16 protein-coding genes, 1 tRNA gene, 1 pseudogene and 1 riboswitch are annotated in these 22,799 nt (G+C 71.6%); of the genes and pseudogenes, 12 read left to right on the forward strand and 6 right to left on the reverse strand.

All coding sequences use genetic code 11. The annotated features are described in order from the left end of the window. Positions 1 to 552: 552 nt before the first annotated feature. Positions 553 to 930, reverse strand: a pseudogene (locus ABD333_RS47520) (SseB family protein); the annotation flags it as partial. Positions 931 to 1,132: 202 nt separating this feature from the next. Continuing rightward, the gene (locus tag ABD333_RS17790; protein ID WP_344542220.1) at positions 1,133 to 2,461 is read right to left on the reverse strand and encodes an aminotransferase class V-fold PLP-dependent enzyme; all 1,329 of its coding nucleotides are present in this window, start codon (positions 2,459 to 2,461) and stop codon (positions 1,133 to 1,135) included. A 46-nt stretch (positions 2,462 to 2,507) separates the two neighbouring features. Further along, positions 2,508 to 2,623: riboswitch (SAM riboswitch) on the reverse strand. 50 nt (positions 2,624 to 2,673) lie between these two features. Between ABD333_RS17790 and ABD333_RS17795 the strand changes: the two genes are divergently transcribed. Further along, the gene (locus ABD333_RS17795; RefSeq protein ID WP_344542222.1) at positions 2,674 to 3,093 is read left to right on the forward strand and encodes a hypothetical protein; all 420 of its coding nucleotides are present in this window, start codon (positions 2,674 to 2,676) and stop codon (positions 3,091 to 3,093) included. A gap of 103 nt (positions 3,094 to 3,196) precedes the next feature. Here the strand turns inward: ABD333_RS17795 and ABD333_RS17800 are convergent, their stop codons facing one another. The 3 genes from ABD333_RS17800 to ABD333_RS17810 form a co-directional block, all read right to left on the reverse strand. Further along, positions 3,197 to 5,512, reverse strand: a complete 2,316-nt coding sequence (locus tag ABD333_RS17800) for a transglycosylase domain-containing protein (RefSeq protein ID WP_344542223.1) — start codon at positions 5,510 to 5,512, stop codon at positions 3,197 to 3,199. A 220-nt stretch (positions 5,513 to 5,732) separates the two neighbouring features. Continuing rightward, positions 5,733 to 7,133: an FKBP-type peptidyl-prolyl cis-trans isomerase gene (locus ABD333_RS17805; protein WP_344542225.1), complete on the reverse strand. Its 1,401-nt coding sequence runs from the start codon at positions 7,131 to 7,133 to the stop codon at positions 5,733 to 5,735. A gap of 257 nt (positions 7,134 to 7,390) precedes the next feature. After that, positions 7,391 to 7,464, reverse strand: a tRNA-Arg gene (locus ABD333_RS17810). Between the two features lie 141 nt (positions 7,465 to 7,605). Here ABD333_RS17810 and ABD333_RS17815 point away from each other — a divergent pair. From ABD333_RS17815 to ABD333_RS17865, 11 genes are all read left to right on the forward strand, one after another. Next, the gene (locus tag ABD333_RS17815) at positions 7,606 to 8,394 is read left to right on the forward strand and encodes a phosphotransferase (RefSeq protein ID WP_344542226.1); all 789 of its coding nucleotides are present in this window, start codon (positions 7,606 to 7,608) and stop codon (positions 8,392 to 8,394) included. Beyond that, on the forward strand, positions 8,378 to 9,289 hold the full coding sequence (locus ABD333_RS17820) for a cobalamin biosynthesis protein (protein WP_344542228.1): 912 nt from the start codon (positions 8,378 to 8,380) through the stop codon (positions 9,287 to 9,289). Before ABD333_RS17815 ends, ABD333_RS17820 begins: the two co-directional genes overlap by 17 nt. Continuing rightward, positions 9,286 to 10,833, forward strand: coding sequence for a cobyric acid synthase (locus tag ABD333_RS17825; RefSeq protein ID WP_344542230.1), 1,548 nt, complete (start codon positions 9,286 to 9,288; stop codon positions 10,831 to 10,833). The genes ABD333_RS17820 and ABD333_RS17825 overlap by 4 nt, the downstream gene beginning before the upstream one ends. Before the next feature lie 105 nt (positions 10,834 to 10,938). Beyond that, positions 10,939 to 12,951, forward strand: a complete 2,013-nt coding sequence (locus ABD333_RS17830) for a hypothetical protein (RefSeq protein WP_344542232.1) — start codon at positions 10,939 to 10,941, stop codon at positions 12,949 to 12,951. 206 nt (positions 12,952 to 13,157) lie between these two features. Then, positions 13,158 to 13,799 (forward strand): DUF1444 domain-containing protein, encoded by a 642-nt coding sequence (locus ABD333_RS17835; protein WP_344542234.1) that lies wholly within the window; start codon positions 13,158 to 13,160, stop codon positions 13,797 to 13,799. A gap of 153 nt (positions 13,800 to 13,952) precedes the next feature. After that, positions 13,953 to 15,518, forward strand: coding sequence for an AMP-binding protein (locus ABD333_RS17840; RefSeq protein WP_344542236.1), 1,566 nt, complete (start codon positions 13,953 to 13,955; stop codon positions 15,516 to 15,518). A gap of 123 nt (positions 15,519 to 15,641) precedes the next feature. Then, on the forward strand, positions 15,642 to 17,219 hold the full coding sequence (locus tag ABD333_RS17845; RefSeq protein ID WP_344542238.1) for an ABC transporter substrate-binding protein: 1,578 nt from the start codon (positions 15,642 to 15,644) through the stop codon (positions 17,217 to 17,219). 45 nt (positions 17,220 to 17,264) lie between these two features. Continuing rightward, on the forward strand, positions 17,265 to 18,260 hold the full coding sequence (locus tag ABD333_RS17850) for an ABC transporter permease (protein WP_344542240.1): 996 nt from the start codon (positions 17,265 to 17,267) through the stop codon (positions 18,258 to 18,260). Next, positions 18,247 to 19,158 (forward strand): ABC transporter permease, encoded by a 912-nt coding sequence (locus tag ABD333_RS17855; RefSeq protein ID WP_344542242.1) that lies wholly within the window; start codon positions 18,247 to 18,249, stop codon positions 19,156 to 19,158. Before ABD333_RS17850 ends, ABD333_RS17855 begins: the two co-directional genes overlap by 14 nt. Next, on the forward strand, positions 19,152 to 20,780 hold the full coding sequence (locus ABD333_RS17860; protein ID WP_344542244.1) for an ABC transporter ATP-binding protein: 1,629 nt from the start codon (positions 19,152 to 19,154) through the stop codon (positions 20,778 to 20,780). The genes ABD333_RS17855 and ABD333_RS17860 overlap by 7 nt, the downstream gene beginning before the upstream one ends. 65 nt (positions 20,781 to 20,845) lie before the next feature. After that, a complete protein-coding gene (locus tag ABD333_RS17865; protein ID WP_344542246.1) occupies positions 20,846 to 22,213 on the forward strand; it encodes a polysaccharide deacetylase family protein in 1,368 nt (455 codons plus the stop codon). Between the two features lie 127 nt (positions 22,214 to 22,340). On the opposite strand, the gene ABD333_RS17870 is transcribed toward ABD333_RS17865, so the two are convergent. After that, positions 22,341 to 22,769 (reverse strand): MarR family winged helix-turn-helix transcriptional regulator, encoded by a 429-nt coding sequence (locus ABD333_RS17870; RefSeq protein WP_344542247.1) that lies wholly within the window; start codon positions 22,767 to 22,769, stop codon positions 22,341 to 22,343. Between the last annotated feature and the right edge of the window lie 30 nt (positions 22,770 to 22,799).

Below are 22,799 nucleotides of genomic sequence, written 5' to 3' on the forward strand. Positions count from 1 at the left end.
GGGCGTGCCAACCCCAGGTGTGCCGTGCTCGGGTGTGCCGGGAGTGGGCGTGGCCGCGCCAGGTGTGCCCGGGATAGGCGTGCCGGCGCTGGACGTGCCAGGGCTGGGTGTGCCCAGGATGGGTGTGCCACCCCCGGGTGTGCCGTGATCAGGTGTGCCAGAGGTGGGCGTCCCAGGCGCTGCTACGGCAGGGATAGACGCATCAGCGCCCGGGATGGGCGTGCCACTGCCGAGCGGGGCCTGGTCGGGTGTGCCACCGGCGGGCACGCCAGGGACGGGCGTACCAGTGCCGGGCGCGGGTGTGCCGCCGCCGGGTGTGTCTGTGACGGGGGGTGTGGGTTTGGCGTGGGCGCCTCGGGAGGGTGGCGTTTCGGGCGCGGGGGTGCTGACTGGGGAGAGGTCGGTGACCGTTGTGTCGGGTGACGGTTGCCGCGGGGTGTGCGTGGGTGTGCGACCGGCCTGGGGTGGTTTGGTGTCGCCTTCGCCGAGCTGCTTGATGAACCACGCGGGCAGCCTGCCCTCGATCGGCAGGGGTACGGGCAGCGAGGCGCCGTGGGCCGCGGCGTCGACCGCGAGCCACCAGCGGGGGTCGGGCCAGGACTCGGCCAGGTCGGTGAACCTCAGCCGGAGGAAGTGCTGGTACGCCGGTCCGAGGCAGGCGCGCATGGCGGCCGCCGAGGTGTAGGCGAGCACGTGGACGCGCCCGTCCTCCTCCTGGGTCGGCCACGTCGGCTGGGCCTCGTTGGCGAGCACGTCGTCGATCAGGTCCGGTGGTACGGGGATCACCAGCTCGCTCTCGGCGAGCAGCCGGAAATACGTCTCCTGGCTGCCGGTTCGCACCGCCTCGTGCAGCCGGCGCTCGAGCTCCGACGTGGGTCGCCACGCGTCGGCCACGGTCGCCACCCCCTGTTCTGTGCCGCGCTCTCTCATCCCGCCGCCCCTGTCCCCGCCTGCCTGCGAGCCCGCTGTACGGGCCCCGGCGGGCGAGTCACGGACCTGACTACGCTACATGGGCGAACAGGACCAAATCGTCCTATCGGCCGGTCGCCGGTCGAGACCGGGCCGTCCGGCTGAGGTTAGGCCGCCCGGCGACCTGGTCTCCGGCCAGGGGCTTCGGCGCGCGTGTCGGCCGTCAGCCGCGCGGCCTCCCGGCGATCCGGGCGAGGGCGTCCAGCAGCCGGTCGACGTGTTCCACGGTCGTGCCGATACCGAAGCTCGCCCGCACGGCCGAGGTCTGCCCGCTCCCGCAGCCGCCCGCACCGTCCTCCAGTGGCGCCTCGGGGGCCCCCAGCAGGTGGTGGACGAACGGGTGGGCGCAGAACTTCCCGTCCCGGACGCCGATGCCGTAGTCCCCGGACAGCGTAAGCGCCACGTCGCGTGCGTTCCAGCCGTCCACGACGAAGGACACGATTCCAACCCTCTCGCCACGGTCACCCCACAGAGTGAGTTCGCGCACACCGGGGATCGCGGCGAGTCCGTTCCGGAGCCGGGTCAGGAGCCGTTCCTCGTCCGCCTTCAGCACGTCCCAGCCGGTGGTGGCGAGGGCCTCGCAGGCCGCGGCCAGTGCGATGACGCCGAGCACGTTGGGGGTGCCCGCCTCGTGGCGCTGCTCAGGATCGGCCGACCACCGCGTGGTCTCGCCGCCGTCGCGGACAGCGGCACTCGCGCCGCCACCCTTGAGGTACGGCTCGGCGGCGCGCAGCCAGTCGGCCCGGCCCGCGAGCACCCCCGCGCCGAACGGCGCGTACAACTTGTGCCCGGAGAACGCCACGTAGTCGAGACCCAGGGTCTTCATGTCGAGCGGGCGGTGCGGCACGAGCTGGGCGGCGTCGACGGCGATCCGTGCGCCGTGCCGCCGCGCCACGTTCGCCAGCTCGGCGATCGGCCACAGCTCGCCGGTCACGTTCGAGGCCGCCGTGACGACCAGCAGCCGCGGGCCCGCCGGAGCCTCGGCCAGCGCGCGGTCGGCGGCGGAGACCGCCTCAAGCGGACTGGCGGGCGCGGGAAGCCGTACGGCGCGCTTCCACGGCAGCAGGGTGGCGTGGTGCTCGGTCTCGAAGACGATGACGGTGGTGCCCGACGGGACGGCGTGGGCGAGCAGATTCATCGCGTCGGTGGTGTTGCGGGTGAAGACGACGGCGTCCCGTTCCCACGCGCCGAGGAACGAGCGCACGGTCTCGCGTGCCTTCTCGTACGCCTCGGTGGTGACCTGTGAGGCGTACCCGGCGCCGCGGTGGACGCTGCTGTAGTAAGGCAGTGCGCGAGTGATGGCCTCGTGCACCGCCTCCAGACACGGGGCACTCGCGGCATAGTCGAGGTTGGCGTAGCCGGTGGTGCGACCGTCGTTCAGGGGAACCTGCGCTCCCGTGCCGATGACCCGGAGCGGCGCGGAGGTGACGGTACGCGCGGCCGGAACGGCGGCAGTGGCGCTGGGGGAGTGGGTGAGGGTTGCGGCGTGCATGGGTGCGACCTTTCAGGATCCAGGGACCCTCAAGGTGGCTACCGGGGGCCCGCGCTTGCCGAACACGGTGTTGCGTTCGGCCAGGTCCTCACCCGGGGCACCCCATCGCGGACGAAGGGTTGCCGGCCAGCAAGCCGGGGCTTCACGCTGGCGCTCATGACCTAGTGCGGAAGTATAGGCGGATACCGGCGGGGATCAAGTGGGAGGGTGCGATGCGAAACGGGGCACAGTCGGCGGGCGCCGACCGGACAGGAACCGTGGGGCGTGTGGCGCGGCGTGGGATTGTCGGCGGGGCTCTGGTCTTGGGCTTGGGTGCGTGCGGGCTGGTCGGCGGCGACGGCAACACGGGCGCGATCTGCACCGATACCAAGCAGGCCTACCAGCAGTACATCGACCAGGTGAGGAGCGCCTCCGCCGCGGATCCGGCCCCCTGGAAACAGGCGACCGAACAACTCGCGGGCCGGATCGACGGGCTCGCCAAAAAGGCCGAGAAGAAAGAGCTGAAGAAGGCGCTCACCGACGAATCGGCCCGGCTCCGTACCGCCGCCGCAAGTGTCGGAACGGGTGACGCCGCACAACTCAACGCCGCCATGTCCGGCACGCCGGAACGAATCGGCAACGCCTGTTCCTGACGTTCGCCGTCGGCGCCGAGAACGTTCGGTCAGACAGGAAAAAGGGAGACCGGCCGCGGCCAGGTCTCCCTTTCCCTTGTCATTTCCGTCGAACGGTCATCGGCTAACGGCCGCCGTTCGGGCGTTGCGGGTCGCCGCCGTCACCCGGGTCGTCCGGGTTGCCGGGATCATCGGGACCGCCCGAGTCGGACGGCCGGGGGTTCGGGGGGCTCGGGCGGCCGCTCGGCGGTTTCGGCGTCTTCGAGCCGTCCGGGTCAGGCCTCAGCGAGGGCCGCGACGGCCTGTCCGACGGCGTGCCGGAGGGCGTGTCGGTCGAACGGCCCCTCGGCGTGCCCTCGTAGCCTCCGGTGAAGATCGACGGGTTGCCGAACTCCTTGCTTTCGAAGTTCTTGATGGCCACCGCCTTGGTCATGTACGAATTCCAGATCTGCGCTGGCAGCTGACCGCCGTACACCGCGTATCCCGGGATCGACAGCCGTTTGTTGTCGCTGCGGAACATCGCCACCGACGTCGCCATCTGCGGGATGAACCCGTTGAACCAGATCGCCCGGCCGCCGTTCGTCGTGCCGGTCTTTCCCGCCACGTCGCGCCCGTCCGGCAGTTGCGCGGCCGTACCGGTACCGCTCTGCACGGCCTTGCCCATCGCGTACGTGGCGTCCCGGGCGACCTGTTCGCTGAACGCCCGCTTGCCCTTCTCGGTGAAGTCCCTCTCGTCGCCGTCGACGTCGGTCACCGTCTTCACGGTGTAGGGCTGCCGGAAGACGCCCTCCGAGGCGAACGTCGAGTAGACGCCGGCCTGCTGGACCGGGTGCACCGAGACCGTCCCAAGGGGGAACGAGGGGGACTGCCGCTGCGCCTTGGTCATCTGCTCCGGCTGGATGCCCATCTTCTCGGCCATCTCGGCGATCTTCTCGGTGCCGATGTCCTGGCCGAGGTTGACGTACGCCGTGTTGACCGAGTTCTGCGTCATGGTGACGAGGTTGACCATCCCGTACTGGGCGTTGCCGTCGTTGCGCAGCTCCGTGTCGTTGAAGACCTGGGGCGAGCTGCCGTCGTACGCCGTCGACAGGCTCTTGCCCGCGTCGAGCGCGGCGGCGAGCGCGATCGGCTTGAACCCCGACCCGGCCTGCGCGTGGTCCCAGAACGCGCTGCTGCCCGCCTCGTCCAGATAGTTGCGGCCGCCGTAGAACGCCTCGACCTGGCCGGTCTTCGGGTCGACCGACACCAGCCCGGTACGGATCTTCGAGCTCATCCCGTCCGGCGTGTTGGCCGTCACCGCGTCCTTGGCGGCGTCCATGAGGTCCTTGTCGAACGTCGTGGTGATCTTCAGCCCGCCGCGGTTGATCTGGTCCTCGGTGTAGCCGCGGCGCTCCAGGAGCTCCTTCTTGGCCACGTTGACCATGTAGCCCTTCTGGCCCTTGAGGACATCGGTGATCTTCTGCTTCTTGGGCTGCGGGAACGTCATCCGCGCCACCTCGGCGGCGGTGACGGCGTCGTCCCGCTGCATGTTGTGGAGCACGGCCCTCCACCGCTGCTCGGCGGCGGGACGCCGGGCGGCGGTCAGGTTGCCGAAGGGCGTCGGCTGCTGGATCGCGGCGGCCAGATAGGCGCCCTCGGCCGCCGTCAGCTGGCTGACGTCCTTGTCGTAGTACGCCTTGGCGGCGGCCTGGATGCCGTACGCGTCGCGGCCGAAGTAGATCGTGTTGAGGTACTGCTCCAGGATCCAGTCCTTGTCCTTCTCCCGCCCGACCTTCAGGGAGACCATGATCTCCTTGAGCTTGCGGAAGACGGAGCGTTCGGTGCCGATGCCGCCGTAGTAGTTGCGGACCATCTGCTGCGTGATGGTCGAGCCGCCCTGGAGCTGCTCGCCGCTGACCGTGGACCAGAAGGCGCGCACGGTGCCCTTCACCGAGACCCCGGGGTCGTCGTAGAAGCCGCGGTTCTCGGCCGCGATCACCGCGCTGCGGACGCTCTGGGGCACCTTGGCGAGGTCGACCGCGTCCCGGTTGGTGCCGGTCTTGGCGATCAGGGTCTTGCCGTCGGCGTAGTAGAAGCTCGGTCCCTGCGCGACCGCCGACTCCTGCGGCGAAGGCACGGGCGTGAGGAGGTAGGCGATGGCGAACGCGACGATGCCGAAGCCGACCAGGCCGAGCACCGTGAAGGCCGCGCGCCGCGCATATCGGACGCGGCGGCTCCGCTGCTTCTTGGCCTTGCCGCTTCCGCCGCCGCCCTTGCCCTTGGTCGCCGTCTTGGTCCCGGCCGCCGCCGTCTCGACGTCCTTCACCACCGCCATCGTCGCGGTCTTGGTGCTGGTCGCCGGCTCGGACCCGGACGTGGTGACGTCCTTCGCCTCGTCCGGTTTCACGTCGTCCGGCCCGGTGGGCTTGTCGCCTTCCGGACCCGTACCACTACTGCTCACAAGCCCCCCGTGATTCTTTCGTTACCGACGATACCCGAGGGCATTCGCGCTTTCGGCCGATCACCGCACTCTCCTGAGACTTCTCAAGAGAGGACGATCGGCACCCCGCGCCGGTTGTCGTGGTCCATCTCACGGGCCGAACGGGAACACCATTCCGGAACCGCCACAAAAGGACGGCGGGGCACCCCGGGGTGCCCCGCCGACCGACATGTGTCCGGAATTACTTGGGAAGCGTGCCGAGGATGTCGACCACGAACACCAGCGTGTCGGTGCCCTTGATGCCGGCCTGCTGGTTGCCCTTCGTCCCGTACCCCTCCTTGGGCGGCAGGATGAGCAGCACGCGGCTGCCGACCTTGGCGCCGGTCAGCCCCTTGTCGAAGCCCGGCACGGTGCCGCCCGTTCCGATCGGGAACGAGGCGGGCTGTCCCTTGCTCCAGCTCTCGTCGAACGTCTTACCGTCCCGCCACAGCTTGCCGACGTACTGGACGATCGCGGTGTCACCCTTGACCAGCGCCGGACCGCTGCCCTCGATCAGGGTCTTGACCTCAAGCTTGTCCGGGGCGTCGCCCTTCGGCACGGTGATCTTCGGGCCCTTGCCGGGCTCGCCGGCCTCGATCTTCGGCAGGTTCTTGTCGTCGAGCTTCTTCTCGGTGCCCTTGGCCTCGGCGTTCTTGGGGATCGCCGCCATGACGTCCACCACGAAGACCACGGAGTCCTTGGCGGTGAGGCCCATCTGCGAGCCCTGCTCACCGAACCCGTCCGCCGGCGGCAGCTGCAGCACCAGCCGGCTGCCCGCCGAACGCCCGACCAGGCCCTTGTCGAGCCCCTTGACCTGCGTCTTGCCGACGACCATCGGCATGACCTGCTGGCCGCCCTGCTGCTCGTACGAGGAGTTCAGCTTCTTGCTGGTGCTCTCCTCGGCCTTGTCGCCGGTGCCCTTGGTCCACTGGTAGAACGCGAACTTCACGTAGGCGATGTCGCCGCTGGCGAGCTTGGGCCCGTTCCCTGCGATCGCCTCGGTCACCTTGAACTTGTTGTCCGGCACGAGGTCCTTGGGGATGTCGACCTTCGGCGCGGTGCCGAGCTTGCCGCTCACCTTGATCTCCGGCCCGGGCCGGGTGACGTAGAACGCCGTGGCGCCCGCGATGGCCACCAGCCCGACGATCACGGCGGCGACCGTCGCCTGCCGGCGCTTCTTGGCCTGCGCCGCGGTCAGCCCCGACGGCCGCGGCCCGCTGCTGCCGCGCCCGGCGCTGATGCCGTGCGGCGTGAACTCCGGGCTCCGGATGTTCTTGGCCTGCGGCAGCTTGGCCCCCGCGGCCCCCGCCGCCGGCGCCTTGATCTTGATGGAGGGCTTCCCCGAAGGCTTCGTCTCGCCCTCATCGGCGGCGTCCTCACCGGACTCATCGGCCTCGCCGTCACCGGCCTCATCGGCCTCGCCGGCCTCGCCGTCACCGGCCTCATCGGCCTCGCCGTCGCCGGCCGCGCCGTCCGCGTCCTCAGCGCCGGTCGCCTCGCCGTCAGCGGGCCCGTCAGCGCTGGTCGACTCGTCCTTCAGCTCATCCGCTGCCGAGTCGTCGTTGCCCGTCGGCTCACCCTTGGGCTTGTCATCCTCGGCCATGTTTCCTCACTCGATCCGGGTTCACGAAACGTCCACCCTGCCAGCCCGCCCCTAAGGTGGCCGTGAAATCAGGGCAAAGGCAATCGGCTGCAATCTACCGGCCCACCGGGCGACAACGACAAGACAGTGTGATGGAGCGAGACCGACCTGTCACCCAGTCCCGCCCACCCGAAAGCATCCAAGATCATTCCGCCGGGCCCGGCGGGCGGTTCCGTGCCGGCGGGAGACGGCAAGGGGCTCTCGCGGGGGAGTGCAAGCGCGCCGGGCAGGATTCGAACCCGCGACCGTCGGATTAGAAGTCCGATGCTCTATCCAGCTGAGCTACCGGCGCTTGTTGAGCCCTGAGTGTAGAGCGCGGTCCATGGTCTTCGCACCGTCGTATTCCGCGTGGCGGTGCCGTTACGCCTGGTGGCGGGTGGTGATCACCGTTGGGGGGCGGGGTGCCCGGGTTGAGCGCTTATCGTTGGGGACTGTGAACGTGGAGGTGCCGCTCTCCGGCGGGGATGTGACGGAGGGCGTCGTACGGGTGGGCGATACGGTGCGGCGGCCGATGGGGCCCCAGAGTCCCGCTGTGCATGGGCTTCTGCGGCATCTTGAGCGGGTGGGGTTCGAGGGGGCGCCGCGGTTGCTCGGGGTGGACGAGCGGGGGCGGGAGATCTTGAGTTGGGTGCGCGGGGAGGCTCCGGCGCGTCCCTTGCCGCCCTACGCGGTCACCGAGGAGGCGCTGGTGGGGGTGGCTCGGCTGGTACGGGCCTACCACGAGGCGGTCAGCTCGTACGAGGCGCCGGAAGGGGCTCCTTGGGACAGCGCGGCGTCCAATCTGGACGGGGTACCGGAGATCATCGGGCACTGTGACGTGACGCCGGAGAACGTGATCTTCCGGGACGGGGTGCCGGTGGCGTTGATCGACTTTGATCTGGCCCGGCCGACGACGCGGTTGTACGACGTGGTGACGGCTCTGCGGCATTGGGCGCCGATCGCCGATCCCTGCGATCGGGACGGCCTGCTGTACGGGGCCGACGTGGGGCGGCGGCTGCGGGTCTTCTGCGATGGTTACGGGCTGGATCGTGACCGGCGGAGGCTGGTGCTGGCCGCGTCGATGACGCGGTTCGAGCGGTCGTACGAGGCGATGCGGTTCAGGGCGGAGCATGTCGGGGGCGTGTGGGCGCGCCTCTGGCAGGGGGGCGCCGGGTCGCGCATCCGGCGCGCTCAGGACTGGCTGGAACGCAACTGGGATGAGCTGGATGCCTGCCTCAACTGAACGTGCCGTCGGGTTGCTCCTGGGGGTGGCCCTCGACGCCGTTCTCGGCGATCCGAGGCGCGGCCATCCGGTGGCCGCTTTCGGCCGCGTCGCTAGTGGGCTTGAGAGGCGGGTGTACGCCGACTCGCGGGTGCGGGGTGCCGGTTACACGGCCCTGCTGGTCGCGGGGGCGGCGGGGCTCGGGTGCGCCGAGCGTCTTCCGGGCGCGCGTGTGCCGGTCACGGCCCTGGCGACGTGGGCCGTGCTGGGAGGCACGTCGCTGGGGAGGGAAGGGCGGGAGATGGCCCGGCTCCTGGAGGCCGGTGATCTCGACGGGGCGCGCCGGAGGCTCTCCCATCTGTGCGCGCGTGATCCGAAGGGACTGGACGAGAAGGCCCTCGCGCGGGCGACGGTGGAGTCGGTCGCGGAGAACACCTCGGATGCGGCGATCGCGCCGCTCCTGTGGGGCGCGGTGGCCGGTGTCCCGGGACTGCTCGCCTATCGGGCGATCAACACGCTGGACGCCATGGTCGGCTACCGGAGTCCCCGGTATGAACGGTTCGGGTGGGCGTCGGCGCGGCTGGACGACCTGGCCAACTGGGTGCCCGCGCGCGTGACCGGCGTTCTGACCGTGGTGTGCGCGCGGCGGCCGGACGAGGCGTGGCGGGTGCTGAGGCGTGACGGCGGCGCTCATCCGAGTCCGAACGCGGGCCGGTGTGAGGCGGCGTTCGCCGGTGCCCTGGGCGTACGGCTGGGCGGGACGAACGTCTACGGCGGGCGGCTGGAGCGGCGGCCTGAGATGGGCGACGGGCGCGAGCCCGAGGTGCGCGATATCCGGCGGGCGGTGCGGTTGTCGGCCGTGGTGACCGTGGCGGCCGGAGTGCTGGCGGCCACCGTGGCGAGGAGCGTGGGATGAGCGGAGGCCTGCTGGTCGCCGGGACGACGTCGGACGCGGGGAAGAGCGTTCTGACGGCCGGGCTGTGCCGGTGGCTGGCACGGCGGGGTGTGAAGGTCGCCCCGTTCAAGGCCCAGAACATGTCGCTCAACTCGATGGTGACCTCGGACGGGGCGGAGATCGGGCGGGCGCAGTACATGCAGGCCCAGGCCGCCGGCGTCGAGCCGAAGGCGATCATGAATCCGGTGCTGCTCAAGCCGGGCAGCGACCGGCGCAGCCAGGTGGTGGTGCTCGGGCGGCCGGTCGCCGAGGTCGACGCGCTGCAGTACGGGGCGCACAAGGAACGGCTGCGGGAGGTCGTCGCCGCGAGCCTCGCCGAGCTCAGGGCCGAGTACGACGTGGTGGTGTGCGAGGGCGCGGGCAGCCCGGCGGAGATCAACCTGCGGGCCGGCGACCTCACCAACATGGGGCTCGCGCGGGCCGCCGACCTGCCGGTCATCGTGGTGGGCGACATCGACCGGGGCGGCGTCTTCGCCTCGCTGTACGGAACGGTCGCGCTGCTGGAGCCCGCCGACCAGGCGCTGATCGCGGGGTTCGTGATCAACAAGTTCCGGGGGGCGGCGGAGCTGCTCGCGCCCGGGCTGGAGCAGTTGCGGGCGCTGACGGGACGGCCGACGCTCGGCGTGCTGCCCTGGAAGCTCGGGCTGTACCTGGACTCCGAGGACACGCTCGCCTTGGACGCGCCGAGGCCGGACGCGCGGGCGCCGTACGGGCGCCAGACGCTCCGCGTGGCGGTCGTCCGGTTTCCGCGCATCTCCAACTTCACCGATCTGGACGCGCTCAACTGTGAGCCCGGCGTAGCGGTGCGGTACGCGGCGAGCCCAGGCGACCTGGCCGATGCCGATCTGGTGGTCCTGCCGGGTACGCGGGCGACCGTGAACGATCTCGCCTGGCTGCGGGAGCGCGGCATGGCCGACGAGGTGGTGCGGCGGGCGCGGGAAGGCCGCCCGGTGCTCGGTATCTGCGGCGGCTTCCAGATGCTCGCCCGTGAGATCGCGGACGAGGTCGAGTCCGGGGCGGGGCGGGTGCACGGGCTCGGGCTGCTGCCGGTGCGGGTGACGTTCGCGCGGGACAAGACGCTGGGCAGGCCGAACGGCAGCGCTTACGGCGAGCCGGTGACCGCGTACGAGATCCACCATGGGATCGCCGAGGTCGAGGGCGGCGAACCGTTCCTGGACGGCTGCCGGGCGGGCTCGGTGTGGGGCACGACCTGGCACGGCGCTCTGGAGAACGACGGCTTCCGGCGCGCGTTCCTCAACGACGTCGCGAGTGCGGCGGGGCGCGACTTCACGGCCGCGCCGGACGTCTCGTTCGCCGCGCTGCGGGAGGCCACCCTGGACGCGCTCGGCGATCTCGTCGACGAACATCTCGACACCGATGCCGTCTGGCGGCTGATCGAACGCGGCGCACCCGCCGGCCTGCCCGTCGTACCGCCCGGCGGCGCCCCGGCGGCGCCCCCCGCCGTACCCGCCGCGGCGCCCGCCGCCGTACCCGCCGCCGAGTAGGTTGCCCGCTGGCAACAAGCTGCCTGCTGACAAGTAAGTGAACGGTGGCTAAGATCACCCTGCTCTTCTGAATGTCGTTCATGTTCGGGACGTGGGGTGACGCCGGTGAGGCGGTCGTTCGGTGTGCTCCTGGCCTTCACCGGCCTGACCCTCGGCGCGGTGGCGCAGGCGGTCCCCGCGGCGGCGGCCGATCCGCTCAAGGCGGCCGCCGAGCAGGCGGCGCGCGGATGTGATCCGATCGCTCCGGCGGCGTGCCTCGTGCCGTTCCCGAACGACGTCTACACGGTCCGCGACAAGCGCGGCGACACCGGCCGGCGGGTGAACCTCAAGGCCGCGGCGATGCCCAGGAACATCTTCGGCAAGGGCATCGATCCCACCGAGTTCAACCGCAACGACGGTTTCTCGCCCGGCACGCCGATCCTCGTTCAGGTGCCCGGACTCGATCCGGCCAGGACCGGCCTCGCGCCGAGCACCGACATCGCGCGGTCGTTGCGGGGGGACGCGCCGGTCGTGCTCGTCAACGCCAGGACCGGGCAGCGCCAGCCGTACTGGGCCGAACTCGACGCGCAGGACCCCCGGCGCCGCACGCTGATCATCCGCCCGGCCGTCCGGCTGAACGAGGGGACGCGTTATCTGGTCGCCCTCCGCAACGTCCGGAACGCAAGCGGGCGCCCCGTCCCCGCGAGCGCCGCGTTCAGGGCGCTCAGCAAGGCCACGGCGCCGAAGGACAAGCGGCTCAGGCCGCGGTGGGCCGCCCTCCAGACGACGCTGAAGGACCTGCGGCGGCGCGGGGTCGGCACGCGCGGGCTCAATCTCGCCTGGGACTTCACCACCTCCTCGACGCGCAGCCTCACCGGCCGGGCGCTCGCGATGCGCGACAGCTCGTTCGCCCGGCTCGGCGCCAAGGCCCCCAAGGTGCGCCTGACCTCGGTCAAGGAACTGACCGAGCAGGAGGACCCGCGGATCGCGCGGCGCGTCAACGGCCTCATCGAGGTGCCGAGCTTCCTCGACCCGAGCGGGACCAGGCTCGACTACGGCAAGGCCAAGCCGGGGCCGTACGACAGGCCCGTGGCACCGGGCTGGCGGACGTACCACGCGCCGTTCCAGTGCAACATCCCGCGAGCGGCGCTGACCGGTAAGCAGCGGCTTAACCCGGTGCTGTACGGCCACGGGCTGTTCGGCGACTACAGCACCATTGACGCCACGGCCGTCAAGACGTTCTCCAGCGACCACGGCCTCATGCTGTGCGCCACCAACTGGATGGGCATATCCGGGCCTGACAGGCCCTACCTCGCGCTTCTGGCAGACCTGTCCAACTTCCCGCTCATCCCCGACCGCATGCAGCAGTCGTACCTCAACACGCTCTTCCTCGGCCGCTGGATGGTCCACCCGAAGGGCGCCGCGGCGTCCGCCGCCTTCCGTTCCGCCGACGGCGCCCCGGTGCTGGCCCCGGCCGCGAAGCTCACCTACGCGGGCGCCAGCCACGGAGGCATCCAGGGCGCCGCACTGACCGCGCTTGCGCAGGACTTCACCACGTCGGTGCTCAGCGTCCCGGGCATGGGCTTCTCCACGCTGCTCAACCGCAGCTCCTCGTTCGCGAGCGTGCAGCAGGTCATCGACATCCCGTACCCGGACAAGGCCGACCAGCAGATCGGCTTCGGCCTGATGCAGATGCTGTGGGACCGGGGCGAGGCCAACGGCTACGTCGCGCACCTCGTCCGCAACCCGCTGCCGCGCACGCCCGCGCACAAGGTGCTGCTGCACGAGGCGTTCGGCGACGACTCGGTGTCGAACGTGACGACCGAGGTGATGGCGCGGTCACTCGCCATCCCCGTCAAGCATCCCGCGCTGCGGCCCGGCCGCAGCAACGACGTGACGCCGCTCTGGGGCATCCGCGCGATTCCCGGATTCCCCTACAACGGCTCGGCGCTGGTGATGTGGGACAGCGGCACGCCCGCCCCGCCGCCCGGCAACGTCCCGCCGACGCCCCCGAACAGCCCGCACGACAGCACCGTCCGCAGCGAACTGGCCCGTGCCCAGGCAGCTCACTTCCTGAAGTCGGGAGGTCAGGTCATCGACGTCTGCGGCGGCGGGCCGTGCGTGATCCCCAACGGCTGACCGGTCGGAGGTCGCGCCGGGCGGTGTTCACGGCCTCTTGTGAGGTGCCCTTGCCAAAAGTGTCCGTGTGAATACCCAGGACGAACGGCGGGGGAGGGGCCCCGGAGGCGTCCGGCCCCGATAGTGTGATCCACTCCGGACCTCAGGAGTAACAGGAGGAACGTGCCGTGTCCGCGGAGCCGCGTGCCAGTCTCATCGTCCCCTTGATGAAGGCCCGGGTGCCGGCCGAGGTGCAGCTGGAGTTCCCGTTGCCGCCGGACGAGGAGCCGATCCGCGACCCGTTCGCCGGTGACCTGTACGTCACGTACGCGCTGGAGCTCGTGCCCGAGCCTGTCGGCGCCGGCCTGCTGCCGGGGTCGGGTGTGGCCGCCGCACGCCCCGGTGTGCCGGGGGCAGGGCGCCGCTACGAGCACATCGCCCGGCGGCACTGCGCTGGTCTGGGTGTCGCTCCAGCGGAGCTGCGCCGGCTGGCGGTGGCCAACCTGCGCAACCGGCGTCCCGACCTCACGCTCAGCTGGTACCCGGACGTACGGGCGGTCACGGTGTCGCTCGGCGAAGGGCTGGAGTCCGGTCTCCTCCTGGACGACGGCTTCCTGGACAAGCTCGCCCAGGACGTCGAAGGCGACCTGGTGGTGGCCGCACCCGCGCGGGACGTCTTCGCCGCGACCGGCACCGGCCATCCCGACGGCGTCGAGAAGCTTCGGTGGGCGGTGGACCAGGTGTGGTCCGAGGGCGAGGCGGCCGAGGACGCCGATCCCGCCTGGGACGTACCGGCGGGTGCCCTGCTCACCCGAGACCTTCTGGTACGGCGCGCCGGTGCCTGGGAGACCCTGGCGACCGCGACCTGACCGAGGCGATTCGCTCGTCCACAATCTGGTTGCGGATACGCACGCACGACCCAATCGTGGTCGCGTCCCAGACCGAAATCGCATGAACGCACCGTGTCGGTATGCCTACCCGTCGTAGCCTCCGCTTGTCCCCCCAGGCAGAGGAGCTCCGCTATGGAAGGCAATCTCGCGGCCGCCCTGGCTCGACGCGCGGATACCTACGGATGGCGCGACCGCCCGTTGTTCTATGCAGGTGACACCACCTACACCCACGGCGACGTACACGACGCGGCCACCCGCGCCGCCGCGGTCCTGCACGCCGCCGGGGTCCGCCCGGGGCACCGGGTGCTCATCGCCCTTCCCGACTCGGCCGGCTTCGTGGCCGCCCTGTTGGGAACGTTCCGCCTCGGTGCCGTGGCCGTCCTCACCGGTCCCGAGCAATCGGAGGACGGCCACGCCCACGTGCTCGCCGACTCCCGGCCGCAGGCGGCGGTCTGCGCTCCCGACCTCGCCGTCCGGTTCCGATCCGTGCACGTCCTGGCCGCCGAGGACCTCACGGACGAGCCCGTCGCGGTACCCGATCCGGTCCCGGTCCCGCCGGACGCACCGGCCTACGTTCAGTACACGTCCGGAACCACCGGTCCGCCGAAAGGCGCCGTCCACAGGCATTCGGACCCCGAGGCCTATTTCCAGGCCCTGGCCATCGGCGCGCTCGGCGTGACACCGGACGATGTGATCTTCTCGCTGTCCAAGGCCTGCTATCCGTACGGGCTCGGCGCCACGGTGTTCTTCCCGATGTTCTGCGGGGGCTCGGCCGTGCTGTGGCCTGAGGCGCCGACCGTCGAGGGGGTCCTGGAGCAGCTCCGCCGCCACCATCCGACGCTGCTCTTCACCGTCCCGACCTGGTACGCCCGCCTGGTGCGTGCGCACGACGCGCAGGAGGCAGACCGGCGTAGGGCGAACGGTCGTAAGGCGAACGGGCGTACGGGCGACGGTCGTAAGGGCAACGGGCGTGCGGGCGACGGGCGGAGGGGGGATCAGGTCTTCGGGTCTCTGCGGGCGGTGGCGTCGGCCGGGGAACCGCTGCTGCCGTCGCTCGCCGACAGGATCGAGGACGTCTTCGGATGCCCGGTGCTGGACGGCCTCGGCAGCACCGAGGTGGGTCACACGTTCATCTCCAACACCGTCACCCGGCGTCGCCGCGGCGCGGTCGGCGTGGTCCTGGACCCGTACGAGATCGTGGTTCGGGGCGAAGGACGGCCGGACGAGGGGCCGAGCGAGCCCGGTGTCCTCTACGTACGCGGCCCGTCGGTCATGGCCGAGTACCTCGGACGGCCGGAACGGACCGCGGAGGTGCTCGCGCCGGACGGGTGGCTGCGCACGGGCGATCTGGTGCACGTGGACGAGGACGGCTTCGTCCACCATCACGGCCGTGTCCGTGATCAGCTGACGGTCTCGGGAGAGCGGGTCTCGCCGCTGGAGGTCGAACGGGTGCTCGGCCGGCATCCGGAGGTGGTGGAGGCCGTGGTGGTCTCGGCGGACGGCGACGCCGCGCTGCGGGCCTTCGTGGTGCTCGCCACCGGCACCGTCGCGTCGCCGGAACTGGAGGCACGGCTTCTGGCCCAGGTCAGGGAACGTCTCCCGGCCCACAAGGTGCCCGGATCGGTGACGTTCCTGTCCGAGCTTCCGCGTACTCCCATGGGGAAGATCCACCGGGTGGCCCTCCGGCGATCCGGTTGATCAGTCGGGGCGGTCCGGGCGGTGGGGGCGGTGGGGGCGCTCCGGGCGGTGGGGGCGATTGGGATGAATGGGATCATTGCGGCTAAGGTCTCTTGTTGCGAATAGGTTGCAACAAGGAGTCTTATGCACAAGCCCGTCCTCGTCATCGGCATGGCCGTCGCCGCGGCCGGCCTTCTCGCCGCCGGATGCGGGGCCGGTGGCGGCGGCTCGGCCGCCAAGTCGGGCGGTACGTTCACGTACGCGATCGGTGACGAGCCCGACACCCTCAACCCGGCCCTCCAGGACGAGCACACCGACCCGGTGACCGAGCTGGTCTTCCGCGGGCTGACCCGGCGCGACGCCGCCAACAAGGTGGTCCCCGGGCTGGCCGAGTCGTGGACGGTGTCCAAGGACGGCAAGGACTACACGTTCAAGCTGCGATCCGGCCTGACCTGGCACGACGGCAAGCCGCTCACGTCCAGGGACGTCAAGTTCACCATCGACCTGATCCGGCAGTCCGGCACCGCCGACGCACCGCTGTCGCGCAACTTCCAGGCGGTGTCGGCGGTGGAGACGCCCGACCCGGTGACGGCGCGCGTCAGGCTGAGCAAGTCGTTCTCGCCGCTGCTGGACGCCATGGGCATGGGGCTGCTGCCCGAGCACGTGCTGCGCGGCAAGAAGATCACCGACGCGGACTTCGGGCAGCGCCCCGTCGGGTCCGGGCCGTTCCGGCTGACCACGTTCAAGCCGGGCCAGTACGCGCAGCTGGAGCCGTTCGGCGGCTACTACGAGGGCAGGCCGAAGCTTCCGAAGATCGTCATCAAGTACGTGCCGGACGACACCGCGCGGTTCATCCAGCTGAAGAACGGCGAGGTCGACGGCGCGCACCTGCAGCCGCAGCAGACGGCCAAGGTCAGGGAGGACGACCGGTTCCGGGTGGAGACCTATCCCACGGCGGACTACCGCGCCCTGATGCTCAACTTCAAGAAGCCCGTCTTCGCCGACAAGCGGGTCCGGCAGGCGATGAACTACGCCGTCGACCGCGACGCGTTCGTCAAGAGCGTCCTGCTCGGCCAGGGCTCCCCGGCCACCGGCCCGCTCGACGAGAGCCCCTACAAGGTTCCGGCGCCGTTCAAACTGGACCCGGCCAAGGTCGACGAGCTGATGAAGTCCGCCGGCTACGCCAAGAACGCCCAACAGCTGTGGGCCAAAGACGGCAAGACCGTGCGCTTCGAGCTGAGCACGTTCGCCGAGGACTCCGCCCGCGTCGGCATCCTGAACGTCGCGGCGACGCAGCTCAAGGCGCAGGGTTTTGACGTCGTGCCCAACCCGCGGCCGCGTGACTGGGTCCGCAAGCACTGGGCCGACCTGGAGGCCTTCGTCGTCGGATGGGGCACGCCGTACGACCCGGACTCGTCGGTGTTCGGCCCGTTCCACTCCAGCGAGGCGCTCGCCAACGGCGGCTCCAACTACGGCACGTACGCCAACCGGCAGGTCGACAAGGCCCTCGAACGCGGCCGCGGCACCTCCGACCCGGCCGCCCGCGAGGCCGCCTACGCCGACTTCCAGAAGGCTCTGGCCGACGACCCGCCGTTCGTGTGGATCTCCTACCTCAAGACCTCCAACGCGGTCCCGGCGGCGCTGCGCGGTCCCCAGCAGCGGACCCTCGGACATCACGGCTACGGGTTCTTCTGGAACGCCGAGAAGTGGTCATGGTCGTGAGGACAGTGTCATGGTCGTGAGGACAGTGGTCATGGTCGTGAGGACATGGGGCGCTTCCTGATCCGGCGGGCGGCGACGGCCATGGCGGTCGTCGTCGCCCTGTCGGCGTTGTGCTTCGCGCTGCTGGACCTGGCGCCGGGCAGCCCGGCCGCCGACATCCTGGAGGCGCGGTCGGGCGGACGCCCGCCCAGCGCGGCGGCGGTGGCACGGCTCGAACACGAGATGGGCATGGACGACCCGCTGCCGGTGCGGTACGGGCGCTGGGCGGCGGGGGCCGTGCGCGGCGACTTCGGCGTCTCGTACGGCAGTGGCCGCCCGGTGAGCGAGGTCCTCGGTGACACCGTTCCCTGGACCGTTCTGCTGACGCTGGTGGCGATCGTGTTCAGCGTGGCGGGGGCGGTGACGATCGGGCTGGCCGCCGCGCTCACCCGGCGGGCCTGGCTGCGCAGGACGATCGAGACCGTGATGTTCGCGCTCGGCGGCATGCCGGGCTTCGTGACCTCGCTGCTCCTGCTGTACGTGTTCGCGGCGGGGCTGCGGGTGCTGCCGTCCGGCGGGCTGGCCCGGCCCGGGGAGCCGGTGACGCTTCCGGTCCTGATCCCGCATCTCGTGCTGCCCGCGCTGGCGCTGGCGTTCGGGCACCACTTCGGCACGTACGTCCGGCTGGTGGAGACCGGGGTGGGACGGCTGCGGTCCGCCCCGCACGTGGAGAACGCCCGCGCGCGCGGCCTGTCCCGCTGGACCGTCACCGTCCGCCACCTGCTCCGGCCCGGCATGGTCCCGTTCACCGCGCGGCTGGGCGTGGGCGTCGGCGGCCTGATCGCGGGCGCCTACGCCACCGAGATGATCTTCTCCTGGCCGGGTGTCGGGCGGCAGGCCGTCTACGCGGCCCGCGAGCAGGACTACGCCGTGCTGACCGCGGTCGTCCTGGTCACCGGCGTGATCGTGATCGTGGCGAATCTGCTCGGAGATCTGGCCGTCGCGTGGCTCGACCCGCGCGTGCGGCTGTCGGGAGGGAGCACGCACGATGCCGGCGACTAGTCCCCCGGTGGCCCGGCCTCCGGTCAAGCGTCCGGCCCGGCCTCCGGTCCGGCGTTCCGCCCGGCCCGGGTTCATGGCCGCTCGGCTGCCGGTGCGGCGGCCCGGCGTCTGGGCCGCCGGCGTGGTGCTCGCCGTCCTCGGGCTGGCCGCGGTCTGTGCGCCGCTGCTCACCTCGTACGACCCGATCGCGACCGACACCACGGCCACCGGGCTGGCGCCGGGCTCGCCGGGGCACTCGCTCGGCACGGACCTGCTGGGCCGCGACTTGCTGTCCCGGCTGCTGTACGGGGCGCGGACGTCGCTCCTCGTCGGGCTGGCCGCGGCGGCGATCACGGTGGTCGGCGGGCTGCTGCTCGGCGGTCTGGCGGCCGTCGGACCGCGGTGGCTGGACGAGTTGATCTCACGCGTCGCCGACGTGCTGCTGTCGTTGCCGATGCTGATCGTGGTGCTGGCGCTGGCCGCCGTGATCGGCCCGTCGCTGACCACCGTCATCCTGGCCGTGGCCGCGACCAGCTGGATGCCGGTCGCGCTGGTCGCCCGCGCCGAGCTGATCAGCCAGCGGGAACGGCTGTACGTGCGGGCCGCCTACGCGCTCGGGCTGTCGCGCGGCGAGGTGCTGCGGCGCCATCTGCTGCCGGGCGCGGTGCCGCCGATCGCCTCCATCGCCGCGTTCGAGGTCGCCCACGCGATCCTGACCGAGTCGACGCTCAGCTTCCTCGGCCTCGGCGTCCCGCCCAACCGCCCGAGCTGGGGCAACCTGCTCACCGAGGCGCAGGCGCACCTGCTGACCGGCGAGTGGTACACCGTCGCCTTCCCCGCCGCCTGCGTCGTGGTGACGATCCTCGCCGTGAACGTTCTCGCCTCCGCCCTGGACCGCCGGGAGGGCCGCGCATGGTGAACGTGCTGGAGATCTCCGAGCTGACCGTCGACGTGCCGGGCCGCCGGGTCGTGGACGGGCTCTCGCTGGCGGTCCCGGCGAGCCGGGTGGTGGCGCTGGTGGGGCCGAGCGGCTGCGGCAAGAGCCTCACCGCCCGGTCGGTCGTTCGCCTGCACGACCCGGACGCCGGGGTGAGTCTCGGCGGCTCCATCCTCCTGAACGGGACGGACGTGCTCGCGCTGGGGCGCCGTGAGCTGCGCGGCGTCCGGGGCCGCCGGGTCGGTTACGCCTTCCAGGACGCCGTCGCGAGCCTCAACCCGACCATCTCGATCGGCCGCCACCTCGCCGAGACCGTCGCCGCGCACGACGCGGGCGACCCCCGGGCGCTCGGCGCCGCGGCGCTCAAGCGCTGCGGGCTGGCGGCCGGGGACGTGTGGGACGCCCGCCCGTACGAGCTGTCGGGCGGCCAGGCCCAGCGGGCCGCGCTCGCCGTCGCGACCGTGCTGGAACCGGACCTGCTCATCGCCGACGAGGTGACCACCGCGCTCGACCCCGTCACGCAGGCGGAGGTGCTCGACGCGATCCGGGCGCAGGCCGCCGAGCAGGGTCGCGCCGTGCTGCTGATCACGCACGACCTCGCCGTGGCGGGCCGCTGGGCCGACGAGATCGCCGTGCTGTCCGGCGGGCGCGTCGTCGAGCACGGAGCGGCGGCCGAGGTGCTCGGCCATCCCCGTGCCGCGTTCACGCGCGAGCTCGTCGCCGCGGCACGCCTAACCGGCCGAAAGAACCCCCGTCAGGACAGCGTCGGCCGGAAGGCCGCCCGCCGGGACGGCGACGTGCCGTCCGCACAGGGCGATCCGCTGCTGTCCGTCAGAGGCACGCGGCGGGTGCTGAAAGGCCGCGGCCGGACGAGCGTCGCGCTGAACGGCGTGGACCTGGACCTGCGGCCCGGCGAGTCGATCGCCGTCGTGGGCCGCAGCGGATCGGGCAAGTCCACTCTCGTGGGCGTGCTCGCGGCGCTGGACAGGCCGGCCGCCGGGCAGGTGCTCGCCGACGGCCGCGACGTCTGGGCTCTCCGGGACCGTGAACGCCGGGCACTGCGGCGCCGCGCCGGGCTCGTCTTCCAGGACGCGCTCGCCTCGTTCGACCCCCGCTACACGGTGGAACGGGTCGTCGCCGAGGCCCTCGGGTCCCGCGAAGGCGTCGGCGCGCTGCTGGAACGCGTCGGGCTGGACGCCGCGATGGCGGAGCGGCGCCCGGCCACCCTCTCCGGAGGCGAACGGCAGCGGGTGGCGATCGCCCGGGCCCTCGCCGCCGGGCCGCGCGTCCTGCTCGCCGACGAACCCACGACCGGCCTCGACGTGCTCGCCCAGGAACGTGTCCTGGCCCTGCTCGACGACCTCCGCCGCGACGAGGGCCTCGCGATCGTCTTCGTGACCCACGACCTGCGGGTGGCCCGCCGTGTCGCCGACCGCGTCGTCGTGCTGGCCGAGGGCGCCGTCGTCGAGGACGTGCCCAGCACGACGCTCGACTTCGCGGTCCATCCGGAGACCCGGGCGTTGCTCGGCGCGACGCCCGTGCTCGATCCGGCGAACGAGATCCCCGTGGCAAACGCCGGGCAACGGGTGCCTCATGGTTCGTGATTCCGCCCGCAGGTTTCGCCTGCCCGCCTGTGCGGACACGCGATGTTGTGCGGGTGGCGGGAACGGTGCGGACCACGATCGGCTTGGCGGCGGGGGCAGCGGTCCTGGCTTGGGCGGTCGCGTGGGTCTACGAGGACGGCAAGCTCATGCCCGGCGGCATCGAACGTGGAGCCGCTCCGGCACGCGCTCCTGACGCCAGAGCGGAGGCGGCCGGAGGCGCACGCGCCGGGGCGGAGCGGGCCGGGGCCGGGGGAGGTCGGGCAGAGCGGCCCGGATCGAACGCGCTGCGGAAGGGAAGGCTCATCGGCGACGGCTCCACCTCGTACACCGGTCCGCAGCCGGGACTCACACCGCCGCGGCGGCTCGCGCCAGGTGAACGCCCGCCGCAGTTCGTCGTCTTCTCTTGGGACGGTGCGGGCGAGGACGACAACCGGCTGTTCTCGCGTTTCCGGCGGCTCGGGCGTGAGCTCGGGGCCACCCAGACGTTCTTCCTCAGCGGCATCTACCTGCTGCCGGAGGCGGAGCGGATGCGTTACGCGCCGCCCGGCAAGCCCCGAGGCGCGTCGGACATCGGCTACCTCGGCGACGAGAGCATCAGGCGGACGCTCACCGAGGTGCGGCAGGCGTGGATCGAGGGCAACGAGATCGCCACGCATTTCAACGGGCACTTCTGCGGTCCCAAGGGCGTCGCCTCGTGGTCGCCGGCGCAGTGGCGGTCGGAGACCGCGCAGGCCCGGTGGTTCGTGAAGCACTGGCGGACCACCACCGGCTGGACGACGGCCGAGCCGCTGCCGTTCGACTACGACAAGGAACTGATCGGCGGCCGCGCGCCGTGCCTGGAGGGACGGCTCAACCTCCTCAAGGCGGGCCGGTCGATGGGCTTCCGGTACGACTCCAGCGGCAGCGGCGATCAGGTGTGGCCGCGCCAGAGGTACGGGCTCTGGGACATTCCTCTCCAGCGGGTCCCCATGCCGGGAAGGAACTTCGAGGTCCTGTCGATGGACTACAACTTCCTGGCCAACCAGTCGAAGGGCTACAACGGCCCGCCGTCGCGCCGTCCGCTCTGGAAGCACCAGATGCGCGCCGGGCTGTTGCGCGGCTTCGAACGCGCCTACACCGGCAACCGGGCCCCGATGGTCATCGGAAACCATTTCGAGCACTGGAACGGCGGCATCTACATGGACGTCGTCGAGGACGTGATGCGCGAGGTCTGCCGGAAGCAGGAGGTGCGGTGCGTCTCGTTCCGGCAGCTCGTCGACTGGCTGGACGCGCAGGACCCGCGGGTGCTCAGCGCGCTCAGGAAGCTGGGCGTCGGCGAGGCGCCGCCGAACGGCTGGGGCATCTCACCGGCGGCCTTTCCGGAACGGCCGGACCGCCGTCACGCCCGGCATGTACGTGTGGCGACGGCGGACGCCCCTCGCCACCGTCACTGAGGCGGGACCTCGGGCCGTCGATGGCGCCGCCGCGCTCAGCCGCGACCCTCAGCCGCGATGCCCAGCCGCGATGCTCAGCCACGCCCCTCAGCCGCAATGCTCAGCCACGATGCTCAGACCGTGACGTTCAGACCTTGATGCTCAGGGACTCCAGGGCGTGCACCAGCGGAGTCAGCTCCGGCAGGTCGGCGGCCTCGCTGAGGGCGGCGTCCAGCGCCGCGTTGTGCGTGGGCGCCGCCTCGTCGTGCAGCTTCCGGCCGAGCTCGGTGGCCTGGGCGTAGATGCCGCGCCGGTCCTCCGCGGACAGGACGCGCGTGATGAGGCCGCGTTCCTCCAAACGGGTCACCAGCCGGGTCGTCGCACTCTGACTGGGCACGAGCATGCCGGCGAGCTGCTGCATGCGCGTGTGCGGTCCGTCCGGGCCGGTCAGGTGGTGGAGGGCGCAGAACTCGTTGACGCTCAGGCCGTGCTCGGCCTGGAGCGCCTTCTCGATCTGGGTCTCGATGCGGTTCTGGAGGGCGGCGAGCGTGCGCCAGCCCTGGGCCCGAGCCTCCACGGCGTCGGAAGGCGCCGTGTCCGTCGGTGG

It is taken from the genome of Actinomadura fulvescens (genome assembly GCF_039533225.1).
GTDB lineage: Bacteria > Actinomycetota > Actinomycetes > Streptosporangiales > Streptosporangiaceae > Spirillospora > Spirillospora fulvescens.